Annotated in this window: 26 protein-coding genes; 7 read left to right on the top strand and 19 right to left on the bottom strand. The window is 57.6% G+C overall.

Translation table 11 applies throughout. The features are described 5' to 3' along the window. The first annotated feature begins 83 nt into the window (after nucleotides 1-83). The gene (locus IE089_RS05685; protein WP_189476014.1) at nucleotides 84-635 is read left to right on the top strand and encodes a DUF2062 domain-containing protein; all 552 of its coding nucleotides are present in this window, start codon (nucleotides 84-86) and stop codon (nucleotides 633-635) included. On the opposite strand, the gene IE089_RS05690 is transcribed toward IE089_RS05685, so the two are convergent. From IE089_RS05690 to IE089_RS05745, 12 genes are all read right to left on the bottom strand, one after another. After that, the gene (locus IE089_RS05690) at nucleotides 632-1,891 is read right to left on the bottom strand and encodes an FtsX-like permease family protein (RefSeq protein ID WP_189476017.1); all 1,260 of its coding nucleotides are present in this window, start codon (nucleotides 1,889-1,891) and stop codon (nucleotides 632-634) included. The genes IE089_RS05685 and IE089_RS05690 overlap by 4 nt on opposite strands. Continuing rightward, complete coding sequence (locus IE089_RS05695) at nucleotides 1,888-2,571, bottom strand: ABC transporter ATP-binding protein (RefSeq protein ID WP_189476020.1); 684 nt, start codon at nucleotides 2,569-2,571, stop codon at nucleotides 1,888-1,890. The genes IE089_RS05690 and IE089_RS05695 overlap by 4 nt, the downstream gene beginning before the upstream one ends. Further along, complete coding sequence (locus IE089_RS05700) at nucleotides 2,564-3,814, bottom strand: lipoprotein-releasing ABC transporter permease subunit (protein ID WP_229802684.1); 1,251 nt, start codon at nucleotides 3,812-3,814, stop codon at nucleotides 2,564-2,566. The genes IE089_RS05695 and IE089_RS05700 overlap by 8 nt, the downstream gene beginning before the upstream one ends. A gap of 9 nt (nucleotides 3,815-3,823) precedes the next feature. Continuing rightward, nucleotides 3,824-4,060 (bottom strand): (Na+)-NQR maturation NqrM, encoded by a 237-nt coding sequence (nqrM, locus tag IE089_RS05705; RefSeq protein ID WP_189476023.1) that lies wholly within the window; start codon nucleotides 4,058-4,060, stop codon nucleotides 3,824-3,826. Nucleotides 4,061-4,071: 11 nt separating this feature from the next. Further along, nucleotides 4,072-5,124, bottom strand: a complete 1,053-nt coding sequence (locus IE089_RS05710) for an FAD:protein FMN transferase (RefSeq protein WP_189476027.1) — start codon at nucleotides 5,122-5,124, stop codon at nucleotides 4,072-4,074. After that, the gene (nqrF, locus tag IE089_RS05715; RefSeq protein WP_189476030.1) at nucleotides 5,108-6,331 is read right to left on the bottom strand and encodes an NADH:ubiquinone reductase (Na(+)-transporting) subunit F; all 1,224 of its coding nucleotides are present in this window, start codon (nucleotides 6,329-6,331) and stop codon (nucleotides 5,108-5,110) included. The genes IE089_RS05710 and nqrF overlap by 17 nt, the downstream gene beginning before the upstream one ends. A gap of 15 nt (nucleotides 6,332-6,346) precedes the next feature. Beyond that, the gene (gene nqrE, locus IE089_RS05720) at nucleotides 6,347-6,955 is read right to left on the bottom strand and encodes an NADH:ubiquinone reductase (Na(+)-transporting) subunit E (RefSeq protein WP_189476033.1); all 609 of its coding nucleotides are present in this window, start codon (nucleotides 6,953-6,955) and stop codon (nucleotides 6,347-6,349) included. Then, complete coding sequence (locus IE089_RS05725; RefSeq protein ID WP_189476036.1) at nucleotides 6,955-7,617, bottom strand: NADH:ubiquinone reductase (Na(+)-transporting) subunit D; 663 nt, start codon at nucleotides 7,615-7,617, stop codon at nucleotides 6,955-6,957. Before IE089_RS05725 ends, nqrE begins: the two co-directional genes overlap by 1 nt. Nucleotides 7,618-7,619: 2 nt before the next feature. Continuing rightward, on the bottom strand, nucleotides 7,620-8,393 hold the full coding sequence (locus tag IE089_RS05730) for a Na(+)-translocating NADH-quinone reductase subunit C (protein ID WP_189476040.1): 774 nt from the start codon (nucleotides 8,391-8,393) through the stop codon (nucleotides 7,620-7,622). Further along, nucleotides 8,386-9,582, bottom strand: coding sequence for an NADH:ubiquinone reductase (Na(+)-transporting) subunit B (locus IE089_RS05735; RefSeq protein WP_189476044.1), 1,197 nt, complete (start codon nucleotides 9,580-9,582; stop codon nucleotides 8,386-8,388). Before IE089_RS05735 ends, IE089_RS05730 begins: the two co-directional genes overlap by 8 nt. Nucleotides 9,583-9,585: 3 nt before the next feature. Further along, complete coding sequence (locus IE089_RS05740; protein ID WP_189476048.1) at nucleotides 9,586-10,929, bottom strand: Na(+)-translocating NADH-quinone reductase subunit A; 1,344 nt, start codon at nucleotides 10,927-10,929, stop codon at nucleotides 9,586-9,588. A gap of 328 nt (nucleotides 10,930-11,257) precedes the next feature. Continuing rightward, the gene (locus IE089_RS05745) at nucleotides 11,258-12,727 is read right to left on the bottom strand and encodes a glyceraldehyde-3-phosphate dehydrogenase (protein ID WP_189476051.1); all 1,470 of its coding nucleotides are present in this window, start codon (nucleotides 12,725-12,727) and stop codon (nucleotides 11,258-11,260) included. 155 nt (nucleotides 12,728-12,882) lie between these two features. On the opposite strand from IE089_RS05745, the gene mfd reads away from it, so the two are divergent. Both mfd and IE089_RS05755 read left to right on the top strand, forming a co-directional pair. Further along, a complete protein-coding gene (mfd, locus tag IE089_RS05750; protein ID WP_189476054.1) occupies nucleotides 12,883-16,347 on the top strand; it encodes a transcription-repair coupling factor in 3,465 nt (1,154 codons plus the stop codon). A gap of 35 nt (nucleotides 16,348-16,382) precedes the next feature. Further along, nucleotides 16,383-17,534 carry a CsiV family protein gene (locus tag IE089_RS05755; RefSeq protein WP_189476057.1) on the top strand — a complete coding sequence of 384 codons (1,152 nt, stop codon included), beginning with the start codon at nucleotides 16,383-16,385 and terminating at the stop codon, nucleotides 17,532-17,534. On the opposite strand, the gene IE089_RS05760 is transcribed toward IE089_RS05755, so the two are convergent. Together IE089_RS05760 and IE089_RS05765 are read right to left on the bottom strand one after the other, a co-directional pair. After that, nucleotides 17,531-18,280: an S-methyl-5'-thioinosine phosphorylase gene (locus IE089_RS05760; protein ID WP_189476060.1), complete on the bottom strand. Its 750-nt coding sequence runs from the start codon at nucleotides 18,278-18,280 to the stop codon at nucleotides 17,531-17,533. The two genes, IE089_RS05755 and IE089_RS05760, sit on opposite strands and share 4 nt — an antisense overlap. Further along, the gene (locus IE089_RS05765; protein WP_189476062.1) at nucleotides 18,277-19,380 is read right to left on the bottom strand and encodes a mechanosensitive ion channel family protein; all 1,104 of its coding nucleotides are present in this window, start codon (nucleotides 19,378-19,380) and stop codon (nucleotides 18,277-18,279) included. The genes IE089_RS05760 and IE089_RS05765 overlap by 4 nt, the downstream gene beginning before the upstream one ends. 306 nt (nucleotides 19,381-19,686) lie before the next feature. On the opposite strand from IE089_RS05765, the gene IE089_RS05770 reads away from it, so the two are divergent. After that, nucleotides 19,687-20,004, top strand: a complete 318-nt coding sequence (locus IE089_RS05770) for a DUF6763 family protein (RefSeq protein WP_189476065.1) — start codon at nucleotides 19,687-19,689, stop codon at nucleotides 20,002-20,004. 109 nt (nucleotides 20,005-20,113) lie between these two features. Beyond that, the gene (lexA, locus tag IE089_RS05775; protein WP_189476069.1) at nucleotides 20,114-20,716 is read left to right on the top strand and encodes a transcriptional repressor LexA; all 603 of its coding nucleotides are present in this window, start codon (nucleotides 20,114-20,116) and stop codon (nucleotides 20,714-20,716) included. Nucleotides 20,717-20,882: 166 nt separating this feature from the next. On the opposite strand, the gene IE089_RS05780 is transcribed toward lexA, so the two are convergent. The 4 genes from IE089_RS05780 to IE089_RS05795 form a co-directional block, all read right to left on the bottom strand. Next, on the bottom strand, nucleotides 20,883-21,134 hold the full coding sequence (locus IE089_RS05780; protein WP_189476071.1) for a hypothetical protein: 252 nt from the start codon (nucleotides 21,132-21,134) through the stop codon (nucleotides 20,883-20,885). A gap of 72 nt (nucleotides 21,135-21,206) precedes the next feature. After that, a complete protein-coding gene (locus tag IE089_RS05785; protein WP_189476074.1) occupies nucleotides 21,207-21,674 on the bottom strand; it encodes a DUF6586 family protein in 468 nt (155 codons plus the stop codon). Then, nucleotides 21,671-24,328, bottom strand: a complete 2,658-nt coding sequence (gene topA, locus IE089_RS05790; RefSeq protein ID WP_189476077.1) for a type I DNA topoisomerase — start codon at nucleotides 24,326-24,328, stop codon at nucleotides 21,671-21,673. The genes IE089_RS05785 and topA overlap by 4 nt, the downstream gene beginning before the upstream one ends. Before the next feature lie 106 nt (nucleotides 24,329-24,434). After that, nucleotides 24,435-24,884, bottom strand: a complete 450-nt coding sequence (locus IE089_RS05795) for a hypothetical protein (protein WP_189476079.1) — start codon at nucleotides 24,882-24,884, stop codon at nucleotides 24,435-24,437. 111 nt (nucleotides 24,885-24,995) lie between these two features. Between IE089_RS05795 and IE089_RS05800 the strand changes: the two genes are divergently transcribed. Beyond that, on the top strand, nucleotides 24,996-25,430 hold the full coding sequence (locus IE089_RS05800; protein WP_189476082.1) for a universal stress protein: 435 nt from the start codon (nucleotides 24,996-24,998) through the stop codon (nucleotides 25,428-25,430). Here IE089_RS05800 and IE089_RS05805 read toward each other — a convergent pair. Continuing rightward, entirely contained in the window at nucleotides 25,414-25,674 is a 261-nt protein-coding gene (locus IE089_RS05805; protein WP_189476085.1) for a glutaredoxin family protein, read from the bottom strand. The two genes, IE089_RS05800 and IE089_RS05805, sit on opposite strands and share 17 nt — an antisense overlap. A gap of 125 nt (nucleotides 25,675-25,799) precedes the next feature. Between IE089_RS05805 and IE089_RS05810 the strand changes: the two genes are divergently transcribed. Continuing rightward, nucleotides 25,800-26,705 carry an IclR family transcriptional regulator gene (locus IE089_RS05810; protein ID WP_189476088.1) on the top strand — a complete coding sequence of 302 codons (906 nt, stop codon included), beginning with the start codon at nucleotides 25,800-25,802 and terminating at the stop codon, nucleotides 26,703-26,705. The last annotated feature ends 2 nt before the right edge of the window (nucleotides 26,706-26,707 follow it).

A 26,707-nucleotide genomic window follows, 5' to 3' on the forward strand; every position in this document is an offset into this window, starting at 1 on the left:
GCATAATGCGGTCTCCCGGGAGGCTGGACTGCCAGTGAAGCACTCACAGCACCTGGCTAGAACATCCGATTCGACCGGTTCACATGCCCAAGAAAACGCTTAAACAATTTGCTCCCAGCCCCGCTCGCCTTCGAAGTATCACGGCGCTACGTGTTCTGGGTGACTGGATTTATGAGCCCAATCTTTGGCACATCAATCGCTACTCGGCCTCGATGGCATTTTTTGTGGGGCTGTTTACGGCGTTCATGCCCATCCCCGGACAAATGGTATTGGCCGCCCTGTTGGCCGTGCAGTTGCGCTGCAATCTGCCCCTGTCAGTTGGGCTGGTTTGGATCACCAACCCGGTTACCATGGGCCCGATTTTCTACCTGTCGTACCGCATCGGCGCATTGCTGGTGGACGCTCCGGTACAAGACATAAAGTTTGCGCTGAGTTGGGAATGGCTGACGCACAGCCTGGGCGCCGTTTGGCAGCCCTTCTTGCTGGGCTGTCTGCTCGCAGGCCTGTTCTTTGGCTCTATGGGCTACTTCGTCATATCGATCCTGTGGCGGTGGCGCGTTGCGCGGCACTGGCGCGCCAGGAAACGCCGACGTGCTCAGGCGTCAACAAACGCCTCGGTGGATACAGAGAGCTAAGTGCTGCGCTCGTGCAGCACCGTCGCAGGTGCCAATCTTGCTGCGCGTCGAGCCGGGTACAGGGCTGACAGCAGGCAAAGAACGAACGACACGACTGCCACCAAGATGACGTCTGAAGGCAAAATCTCTACCGGTATGAAGGACACCGGGTAGACATCCGTGCTCAAGAATTGGATACCAAGCACGGTCTCCAGCATGTCCACCAGTGAAGGAACTGCGAGACTGAGTAGAACACCAGACAGCGCACCTAAAATCACACCCACAATGCCAATCATGGCACCTTGCCAGAGAAATATTTTCGCCACATCGGTAGGCTTGGCCCCCAGCGTTCTGAGAATTGCGATATCACCACGCTTGTCAAACACCACGAGCACCAGCGACGACACCACGTTGAATGCGGCAACAGCTATCACTGAGAGCAATAGTATCGTCACCAGGTCGCGGGATAGTTGCACAGCGGCATAGAGATTACCGTGCGTCATTGTCCAGTTGGTGACGTAGTATTGCGGTGGCAGCGCGGCAGTGAGTTCCCAGCCAACGCGGCTGGCCTCAAACAGGTCGGTAGTAGCGAGTTGAAAACCGCTGACTGAATCGCCAAGGCCCGCGAGCTGCGAGGCCATTGCCAGCGGCACAATGGCCGTTACCTGGTCTAGTTCGGTCTGGGTATTCAACAGCCCGTGGAGCGTCACGGTCTCAAACTTACTGCGCCTGGGCGATGCCGAGCCACCCAACTCGGGCACAACCAGGGTCAGCTTGTCTCCAGGCACGGCCTGCAAGCGTTCAGCAATGCCCGAGCCGAGAATCAAACCCCGGGGATCATCCGAGAATCGACGCCGGGTTTCCGCGGGTAAGGTCGCCAGCATGGGAGAGTCCGATGCAGTTGCCCCGCTTGCTTGATAGTCACCCAAGCCGATGCCTCGTGCTGTTTCAATCACAGCACCACGCATAAACAAGGCGTCGAAGGCCGTGAAAGACTGCAAGGCACTGACCTCGGGATGCTCGAGAATGCTTGCGGCAATCGGGCTATCGGGATCAGCGCCGTCATACGCATGGAGGGTAACGTGTGGCACCAGGGAAAGAATGCGCTGACGCATTTCCCGGTCGAAGCCATTCATCACGGAAAGCACGGTAATCAGCAGTGCTATTGCCAGAATCAATCCAAGGATCGATAACGACGACAGAAACCCGCTGAGCCGCGCACCGCCACCAACAAAGGTGTAGCGCGCTGCAATAGCGATGCGCTCCCCCGCGTTCACGCGGCGCTATCCACCAATGTCCCGCCCGCCAGAGTGAGCACCCGGTGCATGCGAGATGCAATATGCGCATCGTGAGTGACAATAACAAAGCTCGCGTCGGCCTCACCCAGTTCGTCGATCAGCGCCAACACTTGCCCAGCGGAGTGAGGATCCAGATTGCCAGTTGGTTCGTCCATCAGTACACAAGCGGGCTCGTTCACCAATGCTCGCGCAATCGCCACACGCTGACGTTCACCGCCGGACAGCTGACCCGGGCGGTGCTTCATACGATGCGCCAGTCCCACCCGCTGCAACAACAAGGCGGCCTTTTCCTGAGCGCTTTTTCTCGAAGTGCCGGCAATCAATAACGGCATGGCGACATTTTCAACCGCGTCGAATTCTCCCAGGAGGTGATGAAACTGGTAAACGAAGCCCAACCGCTGGTTACGCCAGCCACACAGTGCAGCCTCATCCAACTGGTTCAAATCCTGCCCAGAGAGCTCAACTGTGCCCTCAGAAGGCGCGTCCAGACCACCCAACAGATTCAGAAGGGTTGATTTGCCGCTACCTGATGCGCCAACAATGGCGATCTTCTCACCCGCGTGCAGACTGAGGTCCAGTCCCTTAAGAACCTGCACCGCATCCTCACCATCGCTGTAGTGCTTGCCTAACGAGCTGCACCGCAGGACAACTTCACTCATAGCGTAAAACCTCTGCTGGTGCGACGCGGGCTGCGCGCCATGCCGGGTAAAGTGTGGCAAGAAACGCTAGGCTCAATGAAGCAATCACAATGATCAGCACATCGGACCACATCAGTACCGACGGCAGCTCGCTGATGAAATAAACGCTGGGATCGAATAGCTTCATACCAAGAGCGCTCTCAGTGAAGGCAGTCAGCGGCGCGATATACAGCGCCAGCATCACGCCCAGAACAGCACCCACACTGACACCCACCAGAGCAAGTGCCAGACCATGGGCCACAAAAATTGACATAACTCCCGAGGCTCGAGCACCCATGGTGCGCAGCACAGCGATATCACGCCGTTTCTCGGCGACGGACATAACCAGGGTTGAAACAATGTTAAATGCTGCGACCGCGACAACGCTGAGTAGCAATACACCGACCATGATCTTTTCCATCTTTACAGCACGAAACAGCGAGCCCTGGCTCTGACTCCAGTCGAGCGCCACCAGTCCGTCCGGTAGACTTTGCTGAAGTCGCGCGACTATCTCTGGTGCATCATCCAGGTTCACCGTTTGCAGCTGAAGTCCGGTCACGCCATCGACAGCTCCCAGCAAACGCTCGCCGGTCTGCAGTGATACGTAGGCCTGCACCGTGTCCGCCTGGGCGCCAATCTCAAACAACCCAACCACGGTCAAACGCTTTGTCCGCGGGAACACGCCAAGCGGTGTCACAGTGAGTCGCGGTACGGTCACTTCCACCGTATCTCCGGGCCGAACACCGAGCAGGCGGGCCAAGGAAACACCGAGAGCCACAGAAAAAGGGGTTTGTTCCAGCGCCAAGGCGTCGCCCGCTACTAGCACCTCGTTCAGATCCACGATCGCCTGGGAGCGCGCCGGATCAATGGCCGTCAGCTGAGCACCGCGCAGCAGACGGTCGCTGGCAAGTATTGCCTTCTCAGAAATGTACGGGGCAACAGCTATCACCCCTTCTTGCGCAGCGAGCTGGGCCGCAAGCGGCTCCCACTGCATCAACTGACCCTGCTCAGCGGTGACAGTACCGTGAGGAACCAGTGTGAGTATGCGCTGTCGCAGCTCACCCGAGAACCCATTCATCACCGACAAAACCGTGATGAGGCTGGCAACGCCCAGCACCATTCCCAGCATGGATATGAGGGCAATGAGCGCGGTAAAACGGTTTCGCTTGCGACTGAAGCTGTAGCGAAAGCCTATAAAGGCCGCGTAGTTACCGGTGAGGGACAGGGGATGCCCTTACTCTTTGTCAGCTTGGTAGTAGAGGTTCGGATTGGCCTTGCCGACTTCTCCTTCGCGTGTCTCTTCATCGCAGCGCTGGGGATCACCGCCACAGATTTCGCAATTCTGATTGATACCCAGGGCGCCAATACCACCACAGGAACCTTTTATTGGCTCGCGACCCATAATCACGCCAATGGCCATACCCGCAAAGATCACCGCCATCACCAGAAAGCTCATAATAAACAAGGTCATACCCTGCTCCTCTATTGGTCGCCAAGGGGGGCGAGATAGGCGTTAAACGCCTCGCTGTAACTCGTCACCCATTGGTCATCCTGCTGTTGAATCAAATATACCGCCAAGCCCTGTGCGTTCGCCACGTTCATTGCGTCCGGCATACCCAGTGCCAACAACGCCGTGGCCCACCCATCAGCCATCATTGCGCTGCTGTGTATCACGGTTACAGAAGCCAGATCGTGACGCACCGGATAGCCTGTTCGGGGGTCAATAGTGTGCGAATACCTGACACCGTCGACCTCGAAGTAGTTGCGGTAATCCCCGGATGTCGCAATCGCACCCTCGTTCATGGAAACAGCAGCAGCCGCTGCCCGCCGTCCAGCATCCGGCTGCTCAATTGCTAGCCGCCACGCATCACCCCGGGGACTATTACCTGCCACCCGGAGTTCACCACCGATTTCTACCAGGTAGTTGGACACGCCCGAGGACGCAATAGTTTCCGCCAGACGATCGATACCATACCCTTTTGCAATCGAAGATAGGTCGACTTCCCTGGGCTCAGCCTTCACCAACTCACCTGCGGCAGTCAGCGAGAGTGCTCCCTGCCCCACCGTCGCTAGCGCTTCCTGAAGCTGCGCATCATCCGGCTTGTCGTGCACCGCTCCGTCCGGGCCAAACCCCCAAAGGCGCACCAAGGGGCCGACGGTCACGTCATACGCGCCCTTAGAGTGTTCACCAATAGACAAGGCCGCAGCCATCACTGCGGCAAAGCCCTGCGACACGGCCATAGGTTGATTGGCGCCCAGTGCGTTAAAAGCCGTTATCTCAGCATCAATACGGTAGGTCGACATCGCCGCGTTAACGGCTTCCAGTTCATCTTCAATCGCCGACTGTAGTTCCCGCGGTGTGGCACTCGCGTCCTCAGGGACGTAGGTCACCTGCCAGGTGGTACCCATGGTCGCACCACTCAGGGTGACCGGCGCCTGCTCACGGGCACAGCCCGACAGCAGCATGACACCGATGCAGACTGCAAAAAAAAGCCACTCAATTGAGTGGCTTTTGCGTTTATCCACCGAAGTCATCGAGCAGGATGTTCTCCGGTTCCACACCCAGATCGGTGAGCATCTGGATGACAGCCGCGTTCATCATGGGCGGCCCACACATGTAGTACTCACAGTCTTCCGGCGCCGGATGGTCCTTCAGATACTCTTCATACAGTACGTTATGAATGAACCCTGTCAGCCCTTCCCAGTTATCCTCAGGCTGGGGGTCAGACAGGGCCACGTGCCAGTCGAAGTTCTCGTTCTCTGCTGCCAGTTGATCGTACTCATCTTCGTAGAACATCTCGCGCAATGAACGCGCGCCGTACCAGAAGCTGATCTTACGCTTTGAGTTGATGCGCTTGAGCTGATCAAACAGGTGCGAACGCATGGGCGCCATACCAGCACCACCACCGATGAATACCATTTCCGCTTCGGTTTCCTTGGCGAAGAACTCACCAAAGGGACCGTAAACCGTCACCTTATCGCCGGGCTTCAGATTAAACACCCAGGACGACATTTCACCGGCAGGAATTCCTTCACTACCCGGAGGCGGGGTGGCGATACGGATATTGAACTTCACAATACCCTTTTCTTCCGGGTAGTTCGCCATGGAGTAGGCACGGATAACCGGCTCCTTAACGATGGACTCCATCTTGAAGAATCCAAAGCGCTCCCAGTCACCGCGATACTCTTCTTCGACGTCGAAGTCGGCGTATTTCACGTGATGCGGTGGGCATTCCAACTGAACGTAACCACCGGCACGGAAGTCCACAGATTCGCCCTCGGGCAGGGCCAGTGTAAGCTCTTTAATGAAGGTCGCTACATTGGGGTTGGACACCACGGTGCACTCCCACTGCTTCACACCGAAGACTTCTTCGGGCACTTCGATCTTCATATCCTGTTTCACGGCAGTCTGGCAGCTCAGGCGCCAGCCCTCGTTCGCCTCACGACGGGTGAAATGGGATTCCTCAGTGGGAAGCATAGAGCCACCGCCCTCGGACACCACGCACTTGCACTGTGCGCAGGTACCACCGCCACCGCAGGCGGAGGCCAGGAAGATGTTAGATTCCGACAGTGTTTGCAGCAGTTTGCCGCCCGCCGGTACGGTAATCGTTTTTTCACCGTTGATCTCGATACTTACGTCACCGCTGCTTACAAGCTTGGTACGGGCGAAGAGAATCACCAATACCAGTGCAAGAACGATGGCGGTAAACATGCCAACGCCAAAAACAATCGTCATATCCATAAGTCAGTGACCCGCTTAGATATCAATTCCGCCGAAGGACATGAAGCCCAACGACATCAAACCCACAGTGATAAAGGTAATGCCCAGGCCCTGCAAGCCATCGGGCACATCGCTGTACTTCATCTTTTCCCGAATGCCAGCCAGGGCGACAATGGCCAGCGCCCAGCCCACGCCGGCGCCGGCGCCGAACACGGCGCTCTCGGCCAGGTTGAGCTCCCGCTCCACCATCTGCAGCGACGCACCGAGGATGGCGCAGTTCACTGTAATCAGCGGCAGGAACACACCCAGCGCGCTGTAGAGCGCAGGCACGTACTTGTCGAGGAACATCTCCAGAATCTGCACCAGGGCCGCGATAACACCAATATACGACAACAGACCCAGGAAGCTGAGATCCAGATCGGGCAACCCGGCCCAGGCCAACGCGCCATCCGCGAGCAGGTAGTTGTAGATGATGTTGTTAACGGGAACGGTGATCGTCAGTACCACAACAACCGCAACGCCCAGACCGAAGGCGGCCTGCACCTTCTTGGACACTGCAAGGAAGGTACACATCCCCAGGAACATGGACAGCGCCATGTTCTCAATGAAAATCGACCGGATAAATATGCTCAGGTAGTACTCCATCAGGCACCCTCCTCCGCAGTTTTATGAGGCGCCATCTTGAAGTCAGGGGCTTCAGCCTGATCTTTATTGACGCTACGAAGGGCCCAGATGAACAAACCGATAAGGAAGAATGCGCTGGGTGACAGCAGCAACAAACCGTTCGGGTTGTACCAGCCACCCTCAGTCACCAGCGGCAAGATCTCGAAGCCGAGCAGCTTGCCAGCACCGAACAGTTCACGGCATACGGCAACGAAGATCAGCACCACGGAATATCCCAGACCATTGCCGATACCGTCCATGAAGCTTGGCCCCGGTGCATTCTTCATCGCGAATGCTTCTGCGCGGCCCATAACGATACAGTTTGTAATGATCAGGCCAACAAACACCGACAACTGCTTGCTGATGTCGTACGCCACCGCCTTCAGCAGTTCATCCACCAGTATCACCAGGGAGGCGATAATGGTCATCTGCACGATGATCCGGATGCTGCCGGGAATATGATTACGGATCAGCGAGATCGATAGGTTGGAAAACGCACATACCGCTGTCAGCGCTACGCACATCACCAAGGTCACCTTTAAGGAGGTGGTCACCGCCAGCGCAGAGCAGATACCCAGGATCTGCAGTGCGATGGGGTTGTTCTTGAAAATAGGACCCGTGAGGGTTTCCTTTATGCCTTCCATGATCAGGCGTCCCCCGTCTTCAGATTCTGTAGGAACGGCTCAAAGCCGTTCTCACCCAGCCAATACTGCACCAGGTTGCTGACACCGCGCGTGGTTAAGGTCGCTCCCGCTAAACCGTCAACCTGATAGCTAGCATCAGCCGCTTGTGGATCTACTGTGCCTTTCAGAACACGCAGCGCCACTTCCCCGTTGTTGTAGACCTGTTTGCCTGGCCACAGGCTCTTCCAGCGAGGGTTGTCGACCTCACCGCCGAGCCCCGGGGTTTCTTTGTGCTCGTAGAAGCCAAGACCTGCTACCGTATTCGCATCTGATTCCAGGGCGATAAAGCCGTAGAGCTGGCCCCAGAGGCCGTAGCCGTGAACAGGCAGGATAATCTTATCGATACCCCCATCGGCAGTAGACGCCAGGTATACCAACGCGTAGTGCTCGCGGCGGATAATCTTGGCGGGGTCATTATCCGAAGGCAGTGCATCGGACATTGAACCATCTTTAGCCGCGGCGCGCTGGTTGTAACTGGTCGCATCCACATCGGTGCTGAAACGGCCCGTGCGCAGGTCTACTACGCGCGTATCAATTTGCGCGAACTGCTCATCAACACTGGCGCCTTCCTGCAACATGCCTGCAGCTGCGAGGATGTTCCGTTTACGGTCCAGCTCCTGGTTGGCCTGCTGCTGCGGTTTCAAAATCACCGCAGCAGTAGACACGATGACGGAGCACACAATGCATAGCGCAAAGGCGACCGTCAGGATTTTCTTAATACTGTCATTACTAGACACGAGCGAGTCTCCGCTTGATGTTGGCCTGAACCACGAAGTGGTCAAACAACGGTGCAAACAGGTTGGCGAACAGGATGGCGAGCATGATGCCCTCGGGGAAGGCCGGGTTCACCACTCGGATCAGCACGGCCATCACACCGATCAAGATGCCGTAGGCCCACTTACCGCCATTGGTCATCGCCGCTGACACAGGGTCTGTGGCCATAAAGATCATGCCGAAGGCGAAACCACCCGTTACCAGATGCCAATACCAGGGCATGCTGAAGGCCGGGTTGCTGTCTGAGCCAATCAGGTTAAACAGGGAGGACAGCAGCACCATTCCCAGGAACACACCGCCCACAATCCGCCAGGATGCGATCCGTGTTGCTAGCAACACCGCACCGCCGATGAAAATCGCCAGTGTCGATGTTTCGCCAATGGAACCTGGTACCGCGCCTATGAAGGCCTGGGTCCAGCTAAAGGTGGCCTGCAGACCTTCCATGCCCTGAGAGGCAACTACGCTCAGTGCGGTGGCGCCTGTGTACCCGTCAACAGCGGTCCAGACAGCGTCGCCGGACAACTGCGCCGGGTAGGCAAAATAGAGGAAAGCTCGACCGGTAAGTGCCGGGTTGAGGAAGTTTTTACCGGTTCCGCCAAACACTTCTTTACCGATCACCACACCAAAGCTAATACCCAGTGCGGCCTGCCACAGCGGCAGATCCGGCGGGCAGGTTAAGGCAAAGAGAATCGAAGTGACGAAGAAACCTTCGTTAACCTCGTGCCCGCGCTTCATCGCAAACAGGACTTCCCAAAACCCACCTACGATGAACGTCGTGGCGTAGATAGGGAGGAAGAACAGCGCGCCAAACCACAGACAATGCCAGACATTACTGGCATCGTACCCACCGAACGCTTCGATCATGGTGCCGCGCCAGCCATCTATTCCGCCACCGCTCACGGCCAGAATGTCATTGGCCTGAAAGCCGAGGTTGTACATGCCGTAGAACATGGCAGGGAAAGTCGCCATCCAGACGGTGATCATGATGCGTTTCAGGTCTACACCGTCGCGCACGTGTGCGGTAGAACGCGTCACATGATTGGGGGAGTAGAAAATGGTATCTACCGCTTCATACAGAGCGTACCAGCTCTGGAAACGTCCACCTTCCTGGAAGTTGTGCTCGATACTGTCGAGGTACTTACGCAATGCCATGTCTTAGCCCTCTTTCTCAATGCGGGCCAGATTATCGCGGAGGATTGGCCCGTACTCGTATTTGCCGGGGCACACATAGGTGCACAGCGCCAGATCTTCTTCTTCAAGCTCCAAACACCCCAACGCTTGCGCAGTTTCGGTGTCGCCTACGATCAGGGAACGCAGCAATTGGGTGGGGAGAATATCCAGTGGCATGATGGTTTCGTAGCTACCCACTGGCACCATGGCACGCTCACTGCCATTGGTGTTGGTTGTCATTGCCAGCGGCTTCTTGCCGAACCAGCTACTCAGGTAAATACCCAGGTTTGAGTGCTTGGAGGCACCGGGTGACAACCAGCCCATGAATTCACGATAGCGGCCTTCCAGCAACACCGACACCTGGTTGTGATAACGGCCCAGGTATGCGGTAGGGGCCTGTACGCCGCGCCCGCCCAGAACCGAGCCGGAGATGATTCTGTTATCACCCTCTTTGACCTCACCGGCACACAGTGCCTGTAGGTCTGCACCAACGCGGGTGCGCAGCAGCCGAGGCTTCTCCACCTGCGGGCCCGCCAGTGCAATGATTCGATCGGTGTAAAGCTTACCGTCGAGGAACAGACGACCAATGGCAATGACGTCCTGATAGCCAATGGTCCAAACAACGCGCTGCGTGCTGGCTCCGAACAGGAAGTGAACATGCGTTCCGGGCAAGCCGGCCGGGTGCGGACCTGAGAACTCGGCAGTTTCGATATTGCCCGACTGGCCCGTGGGGAAGTTCGCAGCCGGTGCGGTGCACAGGAAGACGTTACCGTTGGTTAGCTTGGCCAACAGGTCCTGCCCCAGTGCGAAAGCCTCGCCTTGCTCGGCAATGGCCAAGGCGGGGTCGGCCGCCAGTGGTTGCGTGTCAATGGCAGTGATAAAAATCGCAGCGGCTTCGGCATCGGCCGCCGGCACTTTGCTGAAGGGGCGTGTGCGCAATGCAGTCCACTGACCGCTCTGCACCAGCGTATCCCTGATCGCAGCGGCATCAAGCTGCCTTGCCTGCTCGGCTGAGTGAGCGCCAAAGTCTTCGGCGTCGTCGCCATCCACTTCAATCACTACCGACTGCAGCACTCGCTTGGCGCCACGGTTGATCGCTGACACCACACCAGACGCGGGCGCTGTATAACGAACACCCTCCGTCTTCTTATCGGCGAACAGCAACTGCCCCAGGCGAACCCTGTCGCCTTCGGCCACTGCCATCGTGGGTTTCATGCCAATGTAGTCAAAGCCAACCACCGCCACGGTACGGGCGGCTGGAGCTGAGTCAATACGCTGCTCCGGAGCGCCCTGGATAGGGATATCCATGCCCCGCTTAATTTTGATCATACGATCTGCCTACAGAATATTCGCAAATATGGGTTAACCGTCACGATTTACCGGCGTGGCCGTGGCAAACATAGCCACGTAACCGGCGCCCCGAGGCAGTCAAGCACGCGCGCGCACTGCCCCCAAATCTCGGCCGCGCGAATTATACAAGATGTGCACCCGGAAAGGCCACTCCCCTGACACACACAGATCATTGATTTAGAACAGATTTTGCACAGCCGACAGGTTAAACAATGTGCGCAGTTAACCCCGCCGGCGCCGGGACTGAGGATACGCGGGAAAAGCGAGAGAGGACGGCCGCCGAACGGCGGCCGAAGAAGTCGCTGGCCTAGCCCTTTTTCGGGTAGGTCGCATAGGCAATACCGGCCATTTGCTCCAGTATGCGGTGCACCTGGCAGCTATAACCAAACTCATTGTCGTACCACAGGTAAACAACGGCTTGGGTGCCATTCACGATAGTCGCCTGCGCGTCATAAACACAGGCCGTGCGTGAGCCCACAAAGTCCGTCGACACCACCTCAGGCGAGTTCGAGTAGTCAATCTGCTTGCGCATGGTTGAGTGCAGCGCCATGTTGCGCATGTACTCATTGAGCGCCTCTTTGGTGGTTTCGCGGCCCAGCGTGATGTTAAGGATGGCCATAGAGACGTTGGGCGTTGGAACACGAATGGCGTTGCCTGTCAGCTTCCCGGCCAACTGCGGCAGGACCTTGGCAACAGCCTTGGCAGCACCGGTCTCGGTGAGCACCATGTTCAGTGGTGCACTGCGACCGCGGCGATCGGCCTTGTGGTAGTTGTCGATCAAGTTCTGGTCATTGGTGAACGCGTGAACCGTCTCAACGTGCCCCGTGACAATACCGTACTCATCGTCCAGCGCCTTCAGCGGCGGTACAATAGCATTGGTGGTACAAGATGCGGCCGAAATGATGGTGTCATTGGCACCAATGATGTCATTGTTGATGCCGGCAACGACGTTTTTCATATCGCCCTTGCCCGGCGCGGTCAGGATAACCTTGCTCACACCATTGGATTTCAGGTGCAGGGACAGGCCAGCCTCGTCACGCCACACACCGGTGTTGTCAATGACAATCGCGTTGTTGATACCGTACTCGTTGTAATCGATGCTGTCAGGCGAATCAGCGTAGATCACCTTGACCTCATTGCCGTTGGCAACAAAGGACTGACGCTCCTCGTCGACACGAATGGTGCCATCGAAGGCGCCGTGAACAGAGTCGCGACGCAGCAGGCTGGCGCGCTTCACCAGATCGTTGGGCGCTTTGCCCTTGCGAACAACAATCGCCTTCAGACGGAGACAATCACCACCGTCGGTTTTGTCGATCAGGATTCGGGCCATCAGGCGACCGATTCGGCCAAAGCCGTAAAGCACCACATCCACCGGCTCATCCACTGGCTTGGCGCCGGCGCCCACCAGATCGGCCACTTCAGCAGCGACATACTCCTGAATGCTCATGCCTGAGCCTTCGCCCTTGTCGTAGTAATTAACGGCAAGGCGGCCCACGTCGATGTGGGCGGGGCCGAGATTCAGCTCGGACAGGGCCTGCAGGACCGGGAAGGTTTCGAATTCGGACAGCTCGTTCTCTTCGACCTGGCGCACATAGCGATGCGCTTTCATGATCTCCAGTACTGACTGATTGACCAGCGAACGACCGTAGATGTAGCACTTTACGTTACTCTCGCGGGCCATTCGACCAACGAGCGGGATCATGCCCTCGGCCAACGCTTCGCGCTCTTTCCAGTCCTTGAAGTAATCGTCGGGGCGTTCCCGCTTGCGCTCGTTCACTCTGGCTACCTTTAATGGGTGGTTTCAGGGGGCGCGTATTATCCAATCAAGACCGCGCCCCCGCAAGCACCGCGGCGGGTAATTGTTGGTGGCGCAGCGCCCCTCCCGTACAATATCGCGCTCCAATTTTTAGCGCTCTCATCAGGCTGCCCTGAATGTTCAAGGAACTCGTCGCCTCATCTCCATGGCCCGCCAAAGCTGGCACGCGAACCGCTATTGGCCCCTTACCCGGCGCTGCGCCCGCAGCCTGCATAGCGGAACTTGCCTCCAGCGATCAGCTGCTTTTAGTCATTACAGCCGATAACACGGCCGCGCTCGGATTGGAAAGAGAATTGCCGTTCTTCCTGGGCGACGGCGTCGACATCCTCACATTGCCTGACTGGGAAACCCTGCCCTACGACAACTTTTCTCCCCATCAGGACATCATTTCAGAGCGACTGGAGACGTTCCACAGGCTGCCTACCCTGCGCAGCGGCGTACTCATCGTCTCAGTGTCCACCCTGATGCATCGCTTGGCACCAACGGAGTACGTTGCCGGTGCGAGTTTACTGGTGGCGCCCGGGCAAACCCTGAAAGTAGACAGTTTCCGTAGCAATCTAGAGCGCAATGGCTATCGCAACGTGGACACTGTGTACGAACACGGGGAATTCGCTATTCGCGGTGCGCTTCTGGATATATTCCCCATGGGCAGCGACCTGCCCTACAGAATCGACCTGCTGGACGATGAGGTAGACACCCTGCGCACCTTTGACCCGGAAACCCAGCGCACTGTTGATCGTGTCGAAGAGATTCGCCTGCTGCCCGCGCGCGAATTCCCCTTGAATACCCAGGGCGTGGGCCGTTTCCAGATGAACTGGTACGAAGCTTTCGACGGAGATCCGGATAACAGCCCCACCTTCACGGAAGTGTCAGCCGGGCGCGTCCCAGGCGGTTGCGAATACTATCTGCCGCTGTTCTTCGATACCTGCGCCAACCTGTTCGACTACCTCCCCGACAACACCGCCGTTGCAACCCTGGGTGACCACTACGATGCAGCGCGGAAGTTCTGGCAGGAAGTGTGTGATCGACACGAGGAATATGGCATTGACCCGCGCAGGCCACTGCTGCCACCTGCGCGATGTTTTATCCCGGTCGAAGACCTGTACGCCAGCCTGGGCGAGCACTCAGTGCTTGAGATGCGCACCCATAGCGAAGCCCCTGCACACCTGACCACAGCCCTTCTGCCACCGCCGACCCTTTCGTCCGGAGAGCGAGAAGGTGCTGCGGTCGAGCATTTCGCTGACTTTTTGAACAGCCACAGTGGGCGCGTGCTGCTGGTCGCCGAATCCGCGGGTCGGCGGGAAATTCTTCTGGAAAGCCTTGCCGCCCAGGACCTTACCCCGGCCAGCACCGAGAACTGGCAATCCTTCCTGGCGTCCGACGAAGCCTTGGCTATCGCCACAGCTCCCCTGGACCGTGGCATTTACTCGGACGACGGCTCTCCGGTTCTGGTATCAGAATCGCAGCTGTTTGGCGCACGCGTGGCGCAGCGCAGGCGTCGCAAGCGTGAGGAATCGACCGATAGCACCACCGTTTTCCGTGACTTGCATGAGTTGCGCGAAGGCGTTCCCGTGGTCCACCTGGAACACGGTGTAGGCCGCTATCTAGGACTGCAGTCACTGTCGGTCGATGGGGAGGAAAACGAGTTCCTGGCACTGGAGTATGCTGAGGGCGCCAAGCTTTATGTCCCGGTGGGCTCGTTGCACCTGATCAGCCGTTACGCCGGTAGCGACCCTAACCTCGCACCCTTGCACAGACTGGGCTCAGAGCAATGGGAAAAAGCACGGCGCAAAGCCAGCGAGAAAGCGAGCGACATCGCCGCTCAACTGCTAGATGTCTACGCCCGCCGGGAAGCTAGACAGGGCTATGCCTTTGCACTGGACGATACCGCCTATGAGCGATTCGCCGCCGGTTTTCCTTTCGAGGAAACGCCAGATCAGGAGACGGCGATCAATGCAGTGATCGCCGACATGCGTGGCCCGGGCGTCATGGACAGGCTGGTTTGTGGTGACGTGGGATTCGGCAAAACAGAAGTGGCGATGCGCGCCGCCTTCGTTGCCGCTCAGGCGGGCAAGCAGGTTGCTGTTCTGGTGCCTACCACCCTACTCGCCCAGCAGCATTACAAGTCGTTCTGCGACCGCTTCGCGGACTGGCCCGTGAGCATCGATGTGATCTCACGGTTCAAAACCACGAAAGAGATCAATGATGTGAATCGCCGCCTGGGCACGGGTGACATTGATATCCTGGTGGGCACCCATAAGCTGCTGCAAAGCGACTTCAACTTCAACGATCTCGGACTACTCGTGATCGATGAGGAGCATCGTTTCGGGGTTAAGCAGAAAGAAGCCATCAAGGCACTGCGTGCCGAGGTCGACATTCTGACGCTCACTGCAACCCCCATTCCCCGCACGCTGAACATGGCACTGGGCGGTCTCAGAGACCTGTCTATTATCGCCACGCCTCCGGCCAGGCGTCTGTCCATCAAGACTTTTGTTCGCGAACACAACATTGCACTGGTCAAAGAGGCGGTACTGAGGGAAACCCTGCGCGGCGGGCAAGTGTATTTTCTCCACAATGAGGTTAAGACGATCGAGGAAACAGCCCGGAAACTGCGCGAGCTGCTGCCTGATCTCTCGGTGGGTGTCGCCCACGGTCAGATGCGCGAGACCGAGCTTGAGCAGGTGATGTCAGCTTTTTATCACCAGCGCCATCACATCCTGGTGTGCACCACCATCATTGAAACCGGCATTGACATCCCCAATGCCAACACCATCATCATCGAGCGCGCAGATCGTTTTGGTCTTGCTCAGCTGCATCAACTTCGCGGACGTGTGGGACGCTCGCACCACCAGGCCTACGCCTACTTATTGTGTCCGCCACAGTCTGCAATGACGGGCGACGCAGTTAAGCGGCTTGAGGCTATTGAAGCCGCAGGCGATCTCGGTGCTGGCTACCTGCTGGCAACCCATGACCTGGAGATTCGCGGTGCTGGCGAGTTGCTGGGCGATGAACAGAGCGGCCAGATCCACAGTGTGGGCTTCTCGTTGTACATGGACATGCTGAACCGCGCGGTGGACGCTTTGCGCCGCGGTGACATTCCGGATGTTGATGCGCCACTGGATCCCGGCACCGAGGTCAACCTCAATGTACCCGCGTTGATCCCGGATGATTACCTGCCCGACACCAATAGTCGGCTTGTCCTGTACAAGCGCATCGCCGCTGCACAGGGTGAGACCGCGCTGCGTGACATCCAGGTGGAAATGATCGATCGCTTTGGCCTGCTGCCGTCGCAGGTGAATAATTTGTTCTCCCAGGCGAGATTGCGGCAACTGGCGGATGGACTTGGAATCGCAGGCATCGATGTGGGCGCCGCGGGCGCGACCGTCGAATTCAGGGAGTCCACGCAGATCGACCCGATGTTCCTGGTGCGAAAAGTGCAGAGCGACCCCAAGACGTATCAGTTGGCGGGGCCTACGCGTCTGAAAATCAATCGATCGCTGGAAGATGTAGCAAAACGCCAGCAGTTCGTGGAAGAATTACTGCAGGATTTTGCCGCGAACGCTACAGACAACGCTGCCTGAGCCCGCGACCTTTTTGAGACTACAAGGATTCGACTATGGGTCGCATCGCCATCGCCCTGTTGTGCACTCTGCACACCGTCACAGCACTTGCACAAGCGGACGACGCACGCTGGTTCAAAGTGGAACTGCTGATATTTTCACAGGGCGACCCCGCAGCCAGCAGTGAGCTATGGCCGCCAGAGCCTTCCCTGGACTACCCCGATGATTATCGCTTCATCCGCGACCTGGCTGCGGAAGAGAAGCACCGGGAGTCATGGCCGGACGCGCAAGAAAGCATCGATGAGCGCGGCATTCAAACGCTGACGCTACCTGTGCCCGTCACCGAAGACGAGAGAGCGGAGATCGCTGATGCAGATATCCCGCTGCGTGAGAGCGCCGCAGACGCTAGTAACGCCCTGCCCCAGGCCCCGAACACGGCCGCAACAGGCATCGCATCAACTGTATCCAACGCTGAGACCGAAACGCCGCTGAGACCCACGCCGTGGATTCGGCAGCCCTCGGGCGATCTTGAGTTTCGCGGCAAGGCTGCCTATATGCAGCGCACTGGCAAGTACCAAATCCTATTCCATGAAAGCTGGGTACAGCCCATGTCGGGCGAGAATGATAGCGCCAGCATTATTGTCGACCGGTCCGGCGACAACCAGAACTGGCCGCGCCTACAAGGTAGCGTCAAGGTTTACCTGTCACGCTACCTGCATATTGCAACCGACTTGTGGCTGAATACGGTGGGCGAATACATCGACGCAGACTGGGCCATGCCTGCACCGCCGTGGTCACCGCAGTCGCTGGTGCTGGTAGAACCACAGCCTGCCTCTGATACGCTCGGGGGCAGCTCACTGCCCGGCACGGGTTTTAATGTAACCTCACCCTACCCCGCGGTAGATCAGAGCTCGGCACTAGCTGTAGAAGAACAGGGGCCCACTGATTCAATGACAGGCAACGCAGAACTCTCAGGTGAGGAAGCTGCGGCAGAACAACCCATCTACCCTTGGCGACACGCCATTCGGCTGAAAGATCGCAGGCGTATGCGCAGCAATGAAGTGCATTACCTGGACCACCCATTAATGGGTGTAGTTATTAAGCTGACGCCCATGCGCGACGAAGAGTTAGAGAGCATGGCACTGGCAGAGGCCCAGGCTATGGCAGCGCGGACCGAAGCGGGCCAGTTACTCACCCTGGAACGCTAGTTACCGTAGAAGCGGTGTGCCAGTGCCGCGATCAACGTGCCCACAACGCCGGACTCGCGCTGCAGAATCTCGACGATGGTATCAAGCGATAGCGGCCTATCATCCATACCCGACGCGGCGTTAACCACCATGCAGACGGAGGCATAGGCAATCCCCGCTTCCATGGCGAGCGCCGCTTCCGGCATGCCGGTCATCCCCACAAGGTTGCAGCCATCGCGCTGCATCCTTCGTATCTCAGCAGCGGTCTCCAGGCGCGGCCCCTGAGTGGCACCGTAGGTGCCGTGATCCACGTGCTCCAGCGCCAGTTCCCGTGCCGTTTCTATCAGTTGCTGGCGAAGCCCCTGGTCATAGGGATGCGCGAAGTCGATGTACTGAATCTGCCCGCTATTACCCGCTTCAAAGGTGTGCTCGCGGCCCCAGGTGTAATCGATAATCTGATCGGGGATCACCAGCGCGCCGGGGTGCATGGGTAAGCCAATGCCACCCACCGCATTCACACCGATCAGATGCGTCACACCAACCTGGGCCAACGCATGAACATTTGCGCGATAGTTCACCAAATGGGGAGGTGTGGGATTGACCTGTCCATGCCGGTGCAAAAACACCAGTGGCTGCCCTGCTATCTGGCCGACTACCGGGGCCTGGGTAGGCGCGCCGTAAGGCGTCTCAATAGGCGCCTGTTCACTCCCTGAAAAGTCCGGCAGCGTGTCCATGCCTGTGCCACCGACCACGCCCAGCAGATTCATACTACGGGCTCCTCGGGAGGCGTTACGTGCAGCGTCTGGGTGGGGAAAGCAACCTCAGCGCCGTGACCGGTGATGATGTCGAGAATCTTGAGCAACACGTCCTGTTTGATCTCGTGATACTCAACCCAGTTCACTGTCTTGGTAAAGGTGTAAACGAAAAAGTCCAGCGATGAGGGGCCGAAGGATACGAAGTTGACGATGAGAGTCCGGGAAAGATCTATCTCTTCATGTTGCTCTAACATCGCACGCACATCGGCGACAATCTGCGGCAACTGTGCAGCATCGTCATAGCGAATACCGATGGTTTCGTAGATGCGTCGATTGAGCATCCGGGAGGGATTCTGTATCGAAATCTGGCTGAAGATCGCATTCGGCACATACAGCGGGCGCTGATCGAAGGTGCGGATGCGCGTCATACGCCAACCAATATCCTCAACCGTTCCCTCAATCTCCTGGTCCGGAGAGCGAATCCAGTCGCCGATGGTAAAGGGTCTATCGAGATAGATACTCAGGCCGCCGAAGAAATTCGCCAGCAGGTCCTTGGCGGCGAAGCCCACCGCGATGCCGCCAATGCCCCCGAAGGCCAGCAAACCCGAAATAGAGACGTCCAGCGACTGCAGGATCATTAGCCCTGTGAGTATCCACAGGGCAATGCGGCCGAGTTTGGCAGTGGCCCTGACAGTCGCCTTGTCAGTCGACTGTGTTCGCCCCCTGTCGGCCCGCAGCAACTCTTCTTCTGAGCCGGCAATCAGGCGATGCAGGAACCACGCGAGCACCAGCACAATCGCGGTGTCATAAGCCTGAAAGAGGTATTCACGCAGCCCGTCCGTCGCCGGATACACGCGCAGTACGAAGTAAACCACCACCACCCAGATCACGATGCGCAGCGGCGTCTCCAACGCGGTGACGAAGACATCATCCCAGTTCTGCTCGCTGGCATTGGCAATACGATGCAGGTGGTTAACCAGCGCCCCCAGTGCAAAGTGCCCCACCGCACCAGCAACCAATAAAAACAATACCGAGGCAAGCTCCAGTGTGATGCCCATGGCCTCACTGGCACCGAGTATGGCCCCGTGCAGTTGTTCGATCAGGTCGTGCATGTACCCTCCTTATACGACTTGGCTGCACACTACGCCGCTGATGCTGTCGTGTCAGCCCCCGTGCTCATCGCTTAGACAATTTTCTCATACCCGGAGCTGTGCCTCGGCGGCTGTCGGCATATCGAATGCAGGCAACGATTAATCGAAGTCTTGAAATGCGCGCTAAGCAATTGATCCTGTAACGAAAGTTTTCTGCCAATAGCCAGAGGGCATTTACATCGGCTGTTTTAGGCCGATTCTACATAATGGACAGCGATTCTTGACGTGATATTTTGAAGTGGAAAGCCCTTTGCGAGTGAGTCAATCATGAAGATGCTAAGCCCGGACGTCGGTGGCTGGTACAAAGACCTGCAGTCAAACATGCTTTTTGAAGTGGTTGCCTGGGACCCTTCAAGTTTGACTATTGAAGCCCAGTATCTGGATGGCGAGGTCACCGAATACGACTTGGATGCCTGGCGTCAGTTATTACTGCAGCGGGCAGAGGCCCCAGAAGATTGGCGCAGCGCCTATGAACTGGATGATGAGGATGGTCTGGATCCTGACCTGCCCTTCCACCCAGAAGACTGGAACAGCCCTATCAACAGTATCGAGCCTGATGCAATGTACGGTGTCGAGGAGTTCTAGACCCCCTCACCCGCCGCGAGACCCGCACCAAGACCCACGCAAGGCGATTGCACGTCGCGACAATCACTGTATATAATCACAGCATCTGTATAAAAACACAGGTGCTTACATGCAGAAGCTTACCAACCGGCAGCAGCAGGTCCTGGACCTGATCAGACAGCATATTGATACCACAGGCTTCCCGCCCACACGGGCTGATATTGCCAAAGAGCTGGGGTTCCGCTCTGCCAACGCCGCCGAGGAGCATCTAAAAGCACTCGCTCGTAAGGGGGCTATCGAGATCATTCCTGGCGCGTCGCGCGGTATACGCCTACCCGAGACACAGGGCATACCCATTGTCGGTCGTGTTGCCGCGGGCAATCCTGTGCTGGCGCAAGAGCACATCGAAGACTACTGTGACCTGCCCGCCTCGTTCTTTAAACCGGCGGCGGACTACTTTCTCACGGTCACCGGCGACAGCATGATCGACATTGGTATCTTTGACGGCGACTTGCTGGCCGTGCACAGCACGCCTGTCGCCAATAATGGCGATGTTATCGTGGCGCGCATCGATGATGAGGTGACGGTGAAGCGCCTCCAGCGCGGCAAGGATAAGCACCTGCTCTCGTTACTGCCTGAGAATGCCGACTACGAGCCCATTCGCGTAGACCTTCGCGAACAAAGCTTCGCCATAGAGGGCTTGAGCGTCGGCGTCCTGCGTCGAGGCAACTAACTCGTATTGATAACGAACCGAGCCTGATTATCGGGTTAGTACCCGCGGCCACATCGCAAAGTGTTTGCACAGGGAAGGCTTTTCTAAAGAGGGTTAGACACCCCAGTGCGCCGGTCGGCGAACTGTCAATGCCCACGCCAGGCGTGGGCGGAACTGCCGGCGCTGTCTAGTGTAAGACGCGCGCCTCGTCAGAAGACTCCTCTTCTACCTCCAGTTCGGCTGCATCGGACAATGCTGCTGCGGTCTGGATGCCGGCCTGTATCATAGCCTTGGCAACTTCCAGTCCATTGTCCATCAAGTAGAGCTGTGACTCGTCGGAAAAACGAATCGTCACCAAGGGTGCGGAATCATCATCAGCACGCTGAAGAACGATCTCGCCGTCACCTAAATCTACTATTTCCAACAGGGATGTGGACACTCAAACGACCTCTGATTGCGGTTGTCGCAAGTTCATCATATCAGCGACATGCAGGCGGCACCAGCGACCGCGTCAGCACTCATCCAATGAATCATTCATACGCCCCATCAACTGCTCCAGGGCGGCTGCCCAGTCAGACAATGCCGCAAGATCGGGAGCATCGATGGCCGGCGCGGCAAGGTTGGTACTGACGCGCCGCTGCTGCGCTGTACGCGATAGCGGCTGCTGCAAACGCCATAGCCAACCCGAACGCTCCAATTGCTGAAATTCGCGAATCTCGGCCGGTACGGCTTTGCCCGATGCCACACTGGGTAGTTCGTCTGTGTGATGCGGCAAGGGCTCTGGCAGCTCGCTGACATTGAGTATGTGCAGGGCGTAAGCGCCAAACGCATCCAGTAGATGCATTCTCACGGCCGGGGCAAAGGCCAGCTGCAGCACGTTAATCGCAACCTGCCCCTGCTCCTGCGTACTCGCCCAGGCCTGCAGCTGAATACGTGCCAGATACAGCGACTGGTTAGCCTGGGCACGGGCGCCGCTCATGAGCGTTTGCGCCGCCCGCCTCCCGCTTTGCCCTGCTCAGCTACCCACTTACCGCCCTGGTAATGCGCTCGCCAGCCAGTAGCTTTGCCATCGACTTCGCTCATCACGTACTGCTCTTTGGTTTTGCGGCTGTAGCGAATTTGCGTGCGATTGCCGTCCTCGTCCGTTGCCGGTGCGGAGAACAGGAAGGTGTACTTGGGGTCGATCTCTGACTTGTGCGGCAGGATCTCGTCCACGAAGGGCGCCCGGGTTTCGCGGTTTCGCGGAAACTGGCTCGCAGCCAAGAACAGCCCGGCAGCACCATCGCGCAGCACGTAGTGATCCTCAACCTTTTGGCAAACCAGCTCGGGCATAGGTACCGGATCCATCTTGGGTGGCGCCGCCTCGCCGTTGCGCAGCAGCTTACGGGTGTTCTTGCAATTCTCGTTGGTACAGCCGAAGTACTTACCGAAACGGCCGTTTTTAAGCTGCATATCTGAGCCGCATTTATCGCATTCGATGACCGGTCCGTCGTAGCCCTTGATCTTGAACTTGCCGTGCTCGACTTCGAATCCCGGGCAATCCGGGTTGTTGCCGCAGACATGGAGCTTGCGATCTTCATCAATCAGGTAAGAGTCCATGGCGGTGTTACACAGCTTACAGCGGTGCTTGCTGATCAGCAGGCGAGACTCCGCCTCATCGTCCGCATCCTCTCTAATCGCCTCATCACCCGGGGTAAGGTTGATGGTGGTCTTACAGCGTTCCTTCGGCGGCAAGGCGTAGCCGGAGCAACCGAGAAATACCCCGGTGCTGGCCGTGCGAATCTGCATAGGCCTGTCACAGGTCGGACAGGCGATATCCGTCATGGTGGGCTCATTGGCCTGCATGCCATCCGGCCCATCCTCACCCGCTTTCTCTAGCAGGTCGCGGAACTCCTCGTAAAAGTCATCCAGCAAGTTGCGCCAATCCAGTTTGCCGTCTGCCACCTCATCCAGATGCTCTTCCATGGATGCGGTAAAGCCATAATCAAGCAGATCACTGAAACTCTTCTGCAGCCGCTCCGTGACGATATCGCCCATCTTTTCGGCGTAGAAACGCTTGTTCTCCAGGCGCACATAACCGCGATCCTGGATGGTAGAAATGATAGATGCGTACGTGGAAGGCCTACCAATGCCGCGTTTTTCAAGCTCTTTCACCAGGCTGGCCTCGCCGTAGCGCGGTGTAGGCTTGGTGAAATGCTGTGCGGGGTCAAGCGCCTGCAGCCCCAGTAAGGCGCCCTCTTTCACATCGGGAAGCACCGTATCTTCACCTTTGCGACCGCCGGGCGGTTGAACGCGGGTGAAACCGTCGAAACGGATGATGCGACCCTTGGCTGTGAGCTCAAACTCGCCCGCGGCTACTGTCACAGTCGTGACTGTGTATTCTGCTGCGGGCATCTGGCAGGCAACGAACTGACGCCATATCAACTCATACAGCCGCTCTGCATCGCGCTCCATGCCCTTTAGCTGCGCCTGTGAGACGTTAACGTCAGAGGGCCTGATGGCCTCGTGCGCTTCCTGAGCGCCGTCCTTCGCCGAGTACACATTGGGCGAATCGGGGAGATAGCGCTTGGGGAAATTTCCAGCAATGTAGTCGCGGCAAGCGGACACCGCCTCTGCACTGAGATTGGTCGAATCAGTCCGCATATAGGTGATGTAGCCCGCCTCATACAGGCGCTGAGCCAGCATCATGGTTTTCTTCACCGAGAAACCCAGTCGCGTGCTCGCTGCCTGCTGCAGCGTCGACGTTATGTAAGGCGCAGGGGGCCGGGACTTGCTGGGCTTGTCCTCGCGGCTTTTCACCGCATAAGCGGCGCTTTCCAGCTGCTGCACCGCCGTCGATGTTTCCGCTTCGCTACCTGGACGGAACTTCTTACCGTCCTGACGGACGACCTGGAAACGCATCTCCTCGTTGCCATCGGCCAACAGGTCGGCATGCACTTCCCAGTACTCTTCAGGGACAAAAGCGCGTATCTCTTGCTCGCGCTCCACGATGAGCCTCACAGCTACCGACTGTACGCGCCCGGCCGACAGGCCTCGTGCAACTTTGGCCCATAACAGGGGCGACACCATGTAGCCAACCACGCGGTCTAGGAATCGACGCGCCTGTTGCGCATTCACGCGGTTATTATCGATGGTCGACGGCTGTTCAAACGCCTCCTGAATCGCCTTTTTCGTGATTTCGTTGAAAACCACCCGGCGATACCGGTCATCATCGCCGCCTATGGCCTCTCGCAGATGCCAGGCAATGGCCTCTCCCTCTCGGTCGAGGTCGGTTGCGAGATAAATGGTGTCGCTGTCCTTGGCCAGCTTGCGCAGCTCGTTGACGACTTTTTCTTTCCCGGGTAGGACCTGGTAGTTGGCTTCCCAGCCCTCTTCAGGATCGATACCCATGCGCTTGATCAGCTGCTCTCGCGCTTTGGCTTTCTTGTAAGCCGCCTTCTCCTCGGGCTTCATTTTACGGGTACGAGCAGCCTGCGCGGCACGCTCCTTAGGATCGACTGGCGTGCTGCTGCCTGACGTGGGCAGATCGCGGATATGCCCAACGCTGGACTTGACCACATAGTCTTTGCCCAGGTACTTGTTGATCGTCTTGGCTTTCGCCGGAGACTCTACGATGACCAGTGATTTTCCCATATCGCTCGCGGTATTTGCCGGTGGGTCGTGGTTTCACGGCCCGAAAAAACTCGCATATATACGGTTGCGCCGAGCCATGGTCAAGCAAAAGCTGCCAGCGCGAGTGCTAATTCTGCTGTGCCCACGTCTCTAGTGAGTGGGCTATCTGCTCTACCATTTCGACGCCGCCCTCCTCCCGCCAGTACACGCCGCAGCTGGCCTCATCGATGCTGCTGGCTAGGATCTGGGGCGGTAATTCATTCAATATAGAAGGAGGATTTTCCCTCCCTCCTACAGGCGCCCAGTCGCCACCCTTGCGCCGCCACACGCCGCGACGCTTGGCCCGGCCTTTGGAGGGTGCGAGCCGCTTGCCATAGTAGAGCACCTGTCGTTCACCCGCAGAAACACGGCCTGCGCGTGTCTCCAACCCGGGAAGATCCCGGAATTCGACAAACAGTCCAGCAAGAGCGGCAGTCTCGCGCAGCCTTGCCTGTGCCCTCTGCTGTTTACTGGGGACAAAATGCAGCAATGGCGCCAGCGCAACGGCGATGATCAGCGCGATAATCAGATAGGTCATGCCCGCAGTATGATCCAGGTCAAAGGGGATTCAGACAGATCGGCCACCACTGCAGCCGCTGCGTCATTCTATGCTATAACAAACTAAGTATCGGCACTCAGAGGGTTTTCAATGTCCCAGTACGCCAACATCCTGATCGCGGTGGATCTCAGCGATGAGTCCGCATTGGTTGCGCAGCGCGCGCATGCGGTCGCAGCGGGCTCCAGTGCACAACTCCACGTAATTCATGTGATTGAGCCTTTGAGCTTTGCCTATGGCGGCGACATCCCTATGGATTTTTCTGGCATCCAGGATGAAATTCAGGCACAGGCTAGCCAGCAGCTATCCCGCTTCGGAGAGAGCCACGGGATCGACGCCCAAAAGCAACATATTGTTATGGGCAGGCCCGAGGTCGAGATTCATGCGAAAGGCGAGGAGTTGGGGGCGGACCTGATCGTCGTCGGCAGTCATGGACGCTATGGATTGGCGCTACTGATGGGTTCCACAGCAAACGGCGTATTGCATGGCGCCACCTGTGATGTGCTGGCTGTCAGAGTTGGCAATTAATCAGAAATTCCGCTAGCGCTGGCGGATCAAAGGGCCAGCGCAACTCCTCGCCCTCGGGAGAGGCAAGCACCGGGATCAACCAGCCGTAGCGTTCAAACAGCGCATCTGACTCACTGATGTCCACCTTTTCGTAGGTCCACGCACCACCGATAGCGTGCCGGGCACCCACCAGCAGTTCCTCTGCCTGCTCACACAGATGACAGGCCTCGGTTCCATACAGAATCAGGGTTTTTTCCCCTGTCATATCTGGCAGCTCCACGCCATTTAGTGTTCAATGCGGGACGTTACTTGAGGCGTACTCAAGCCTCAAGCTACACTCCGAGTACAACAATACAAACCGGTAAACGGACCGCAGAAAGGAGTATATCAGTGGCCCTGTTTTCTCAGCCAACAGCGCGAGCGCTCGCGATCCTCGACTTGCTGATGGCCAACCCCCATCAGGCGTTTGGTCTCACAGAAATGACGCGTCGCCTGAACCTCAATAAGGCCACCTGCCATGCCATTCTTACCACAATGGCAAATTACGGATTCCTTGTTCAGCACCCAAAAACCAAAGCCTACCGCCTTGGGCCATCCATCATCGCGGCAGGGAACGCTGCCTTTGCCCAGTTTCCCGTGCTCGAGTACGCGCGACCCGAGCTGGAACGACTTCAGAACGATGTGGGTTGCGGTTTCGCGGTGACAGGCCGATCCAAACTGCACATGGTGCTGCTGGCCCTCTACGGCAAGGCAGGTTCGCTCATCGATGCTTTCCAGCTGGGGCTTAGACTGCCGAATACGGCACCTGTTGCCGCTTGCTTCACGGCCTTTTCGCCCGCGAAGTACCTGGAGGCCTGGCTAACTCGCGCGCATGATTCTCGCGGCGGCTACAACGAACGGCTGGATCAAAAGCTGAGAGTTTCTGTGATTGCTATTCGGGCGCGCGGCTACGAGGTCATGCTGAAGACCCGTGCCGAGGAAGGCCTGACCAAGGAGCTCTCCCGCATACACAACTCCTGGAGTCTCACTGAGCTGGAAGACGCGGCCAACACCTACCAGAGAGGGTTGTGCGAGGAGCAGTGCCACCTGGATCGCATAGACCCGAAAGCCAAATACGATGTCAGCACGATCTCTGTACCGGTGTTCGTCTATGGGGAGATTCCGGTCATGTGCTTTGTTGCCGGCTCTTTTGATAAGCCCATGACCGGAGCGCGTATCGAAGAGATCGCTGCCCGCATGAAAGCATCAGCAGACCAGGTTACGGCGCTCGCCAGTGGACGCGAAAAAGTCAGCTAACA

The organism is Parahalioglobus pacificus (genome assembly GCF_014652275.1).
GTDB classification, from domain to species: domain Bacteria; phylum Pseudomonadota; class Gammaproteobacteria; order Pseudomonadales; family Halieaceae; genus Parahalioglobus; species Parahalioglobus pacificus.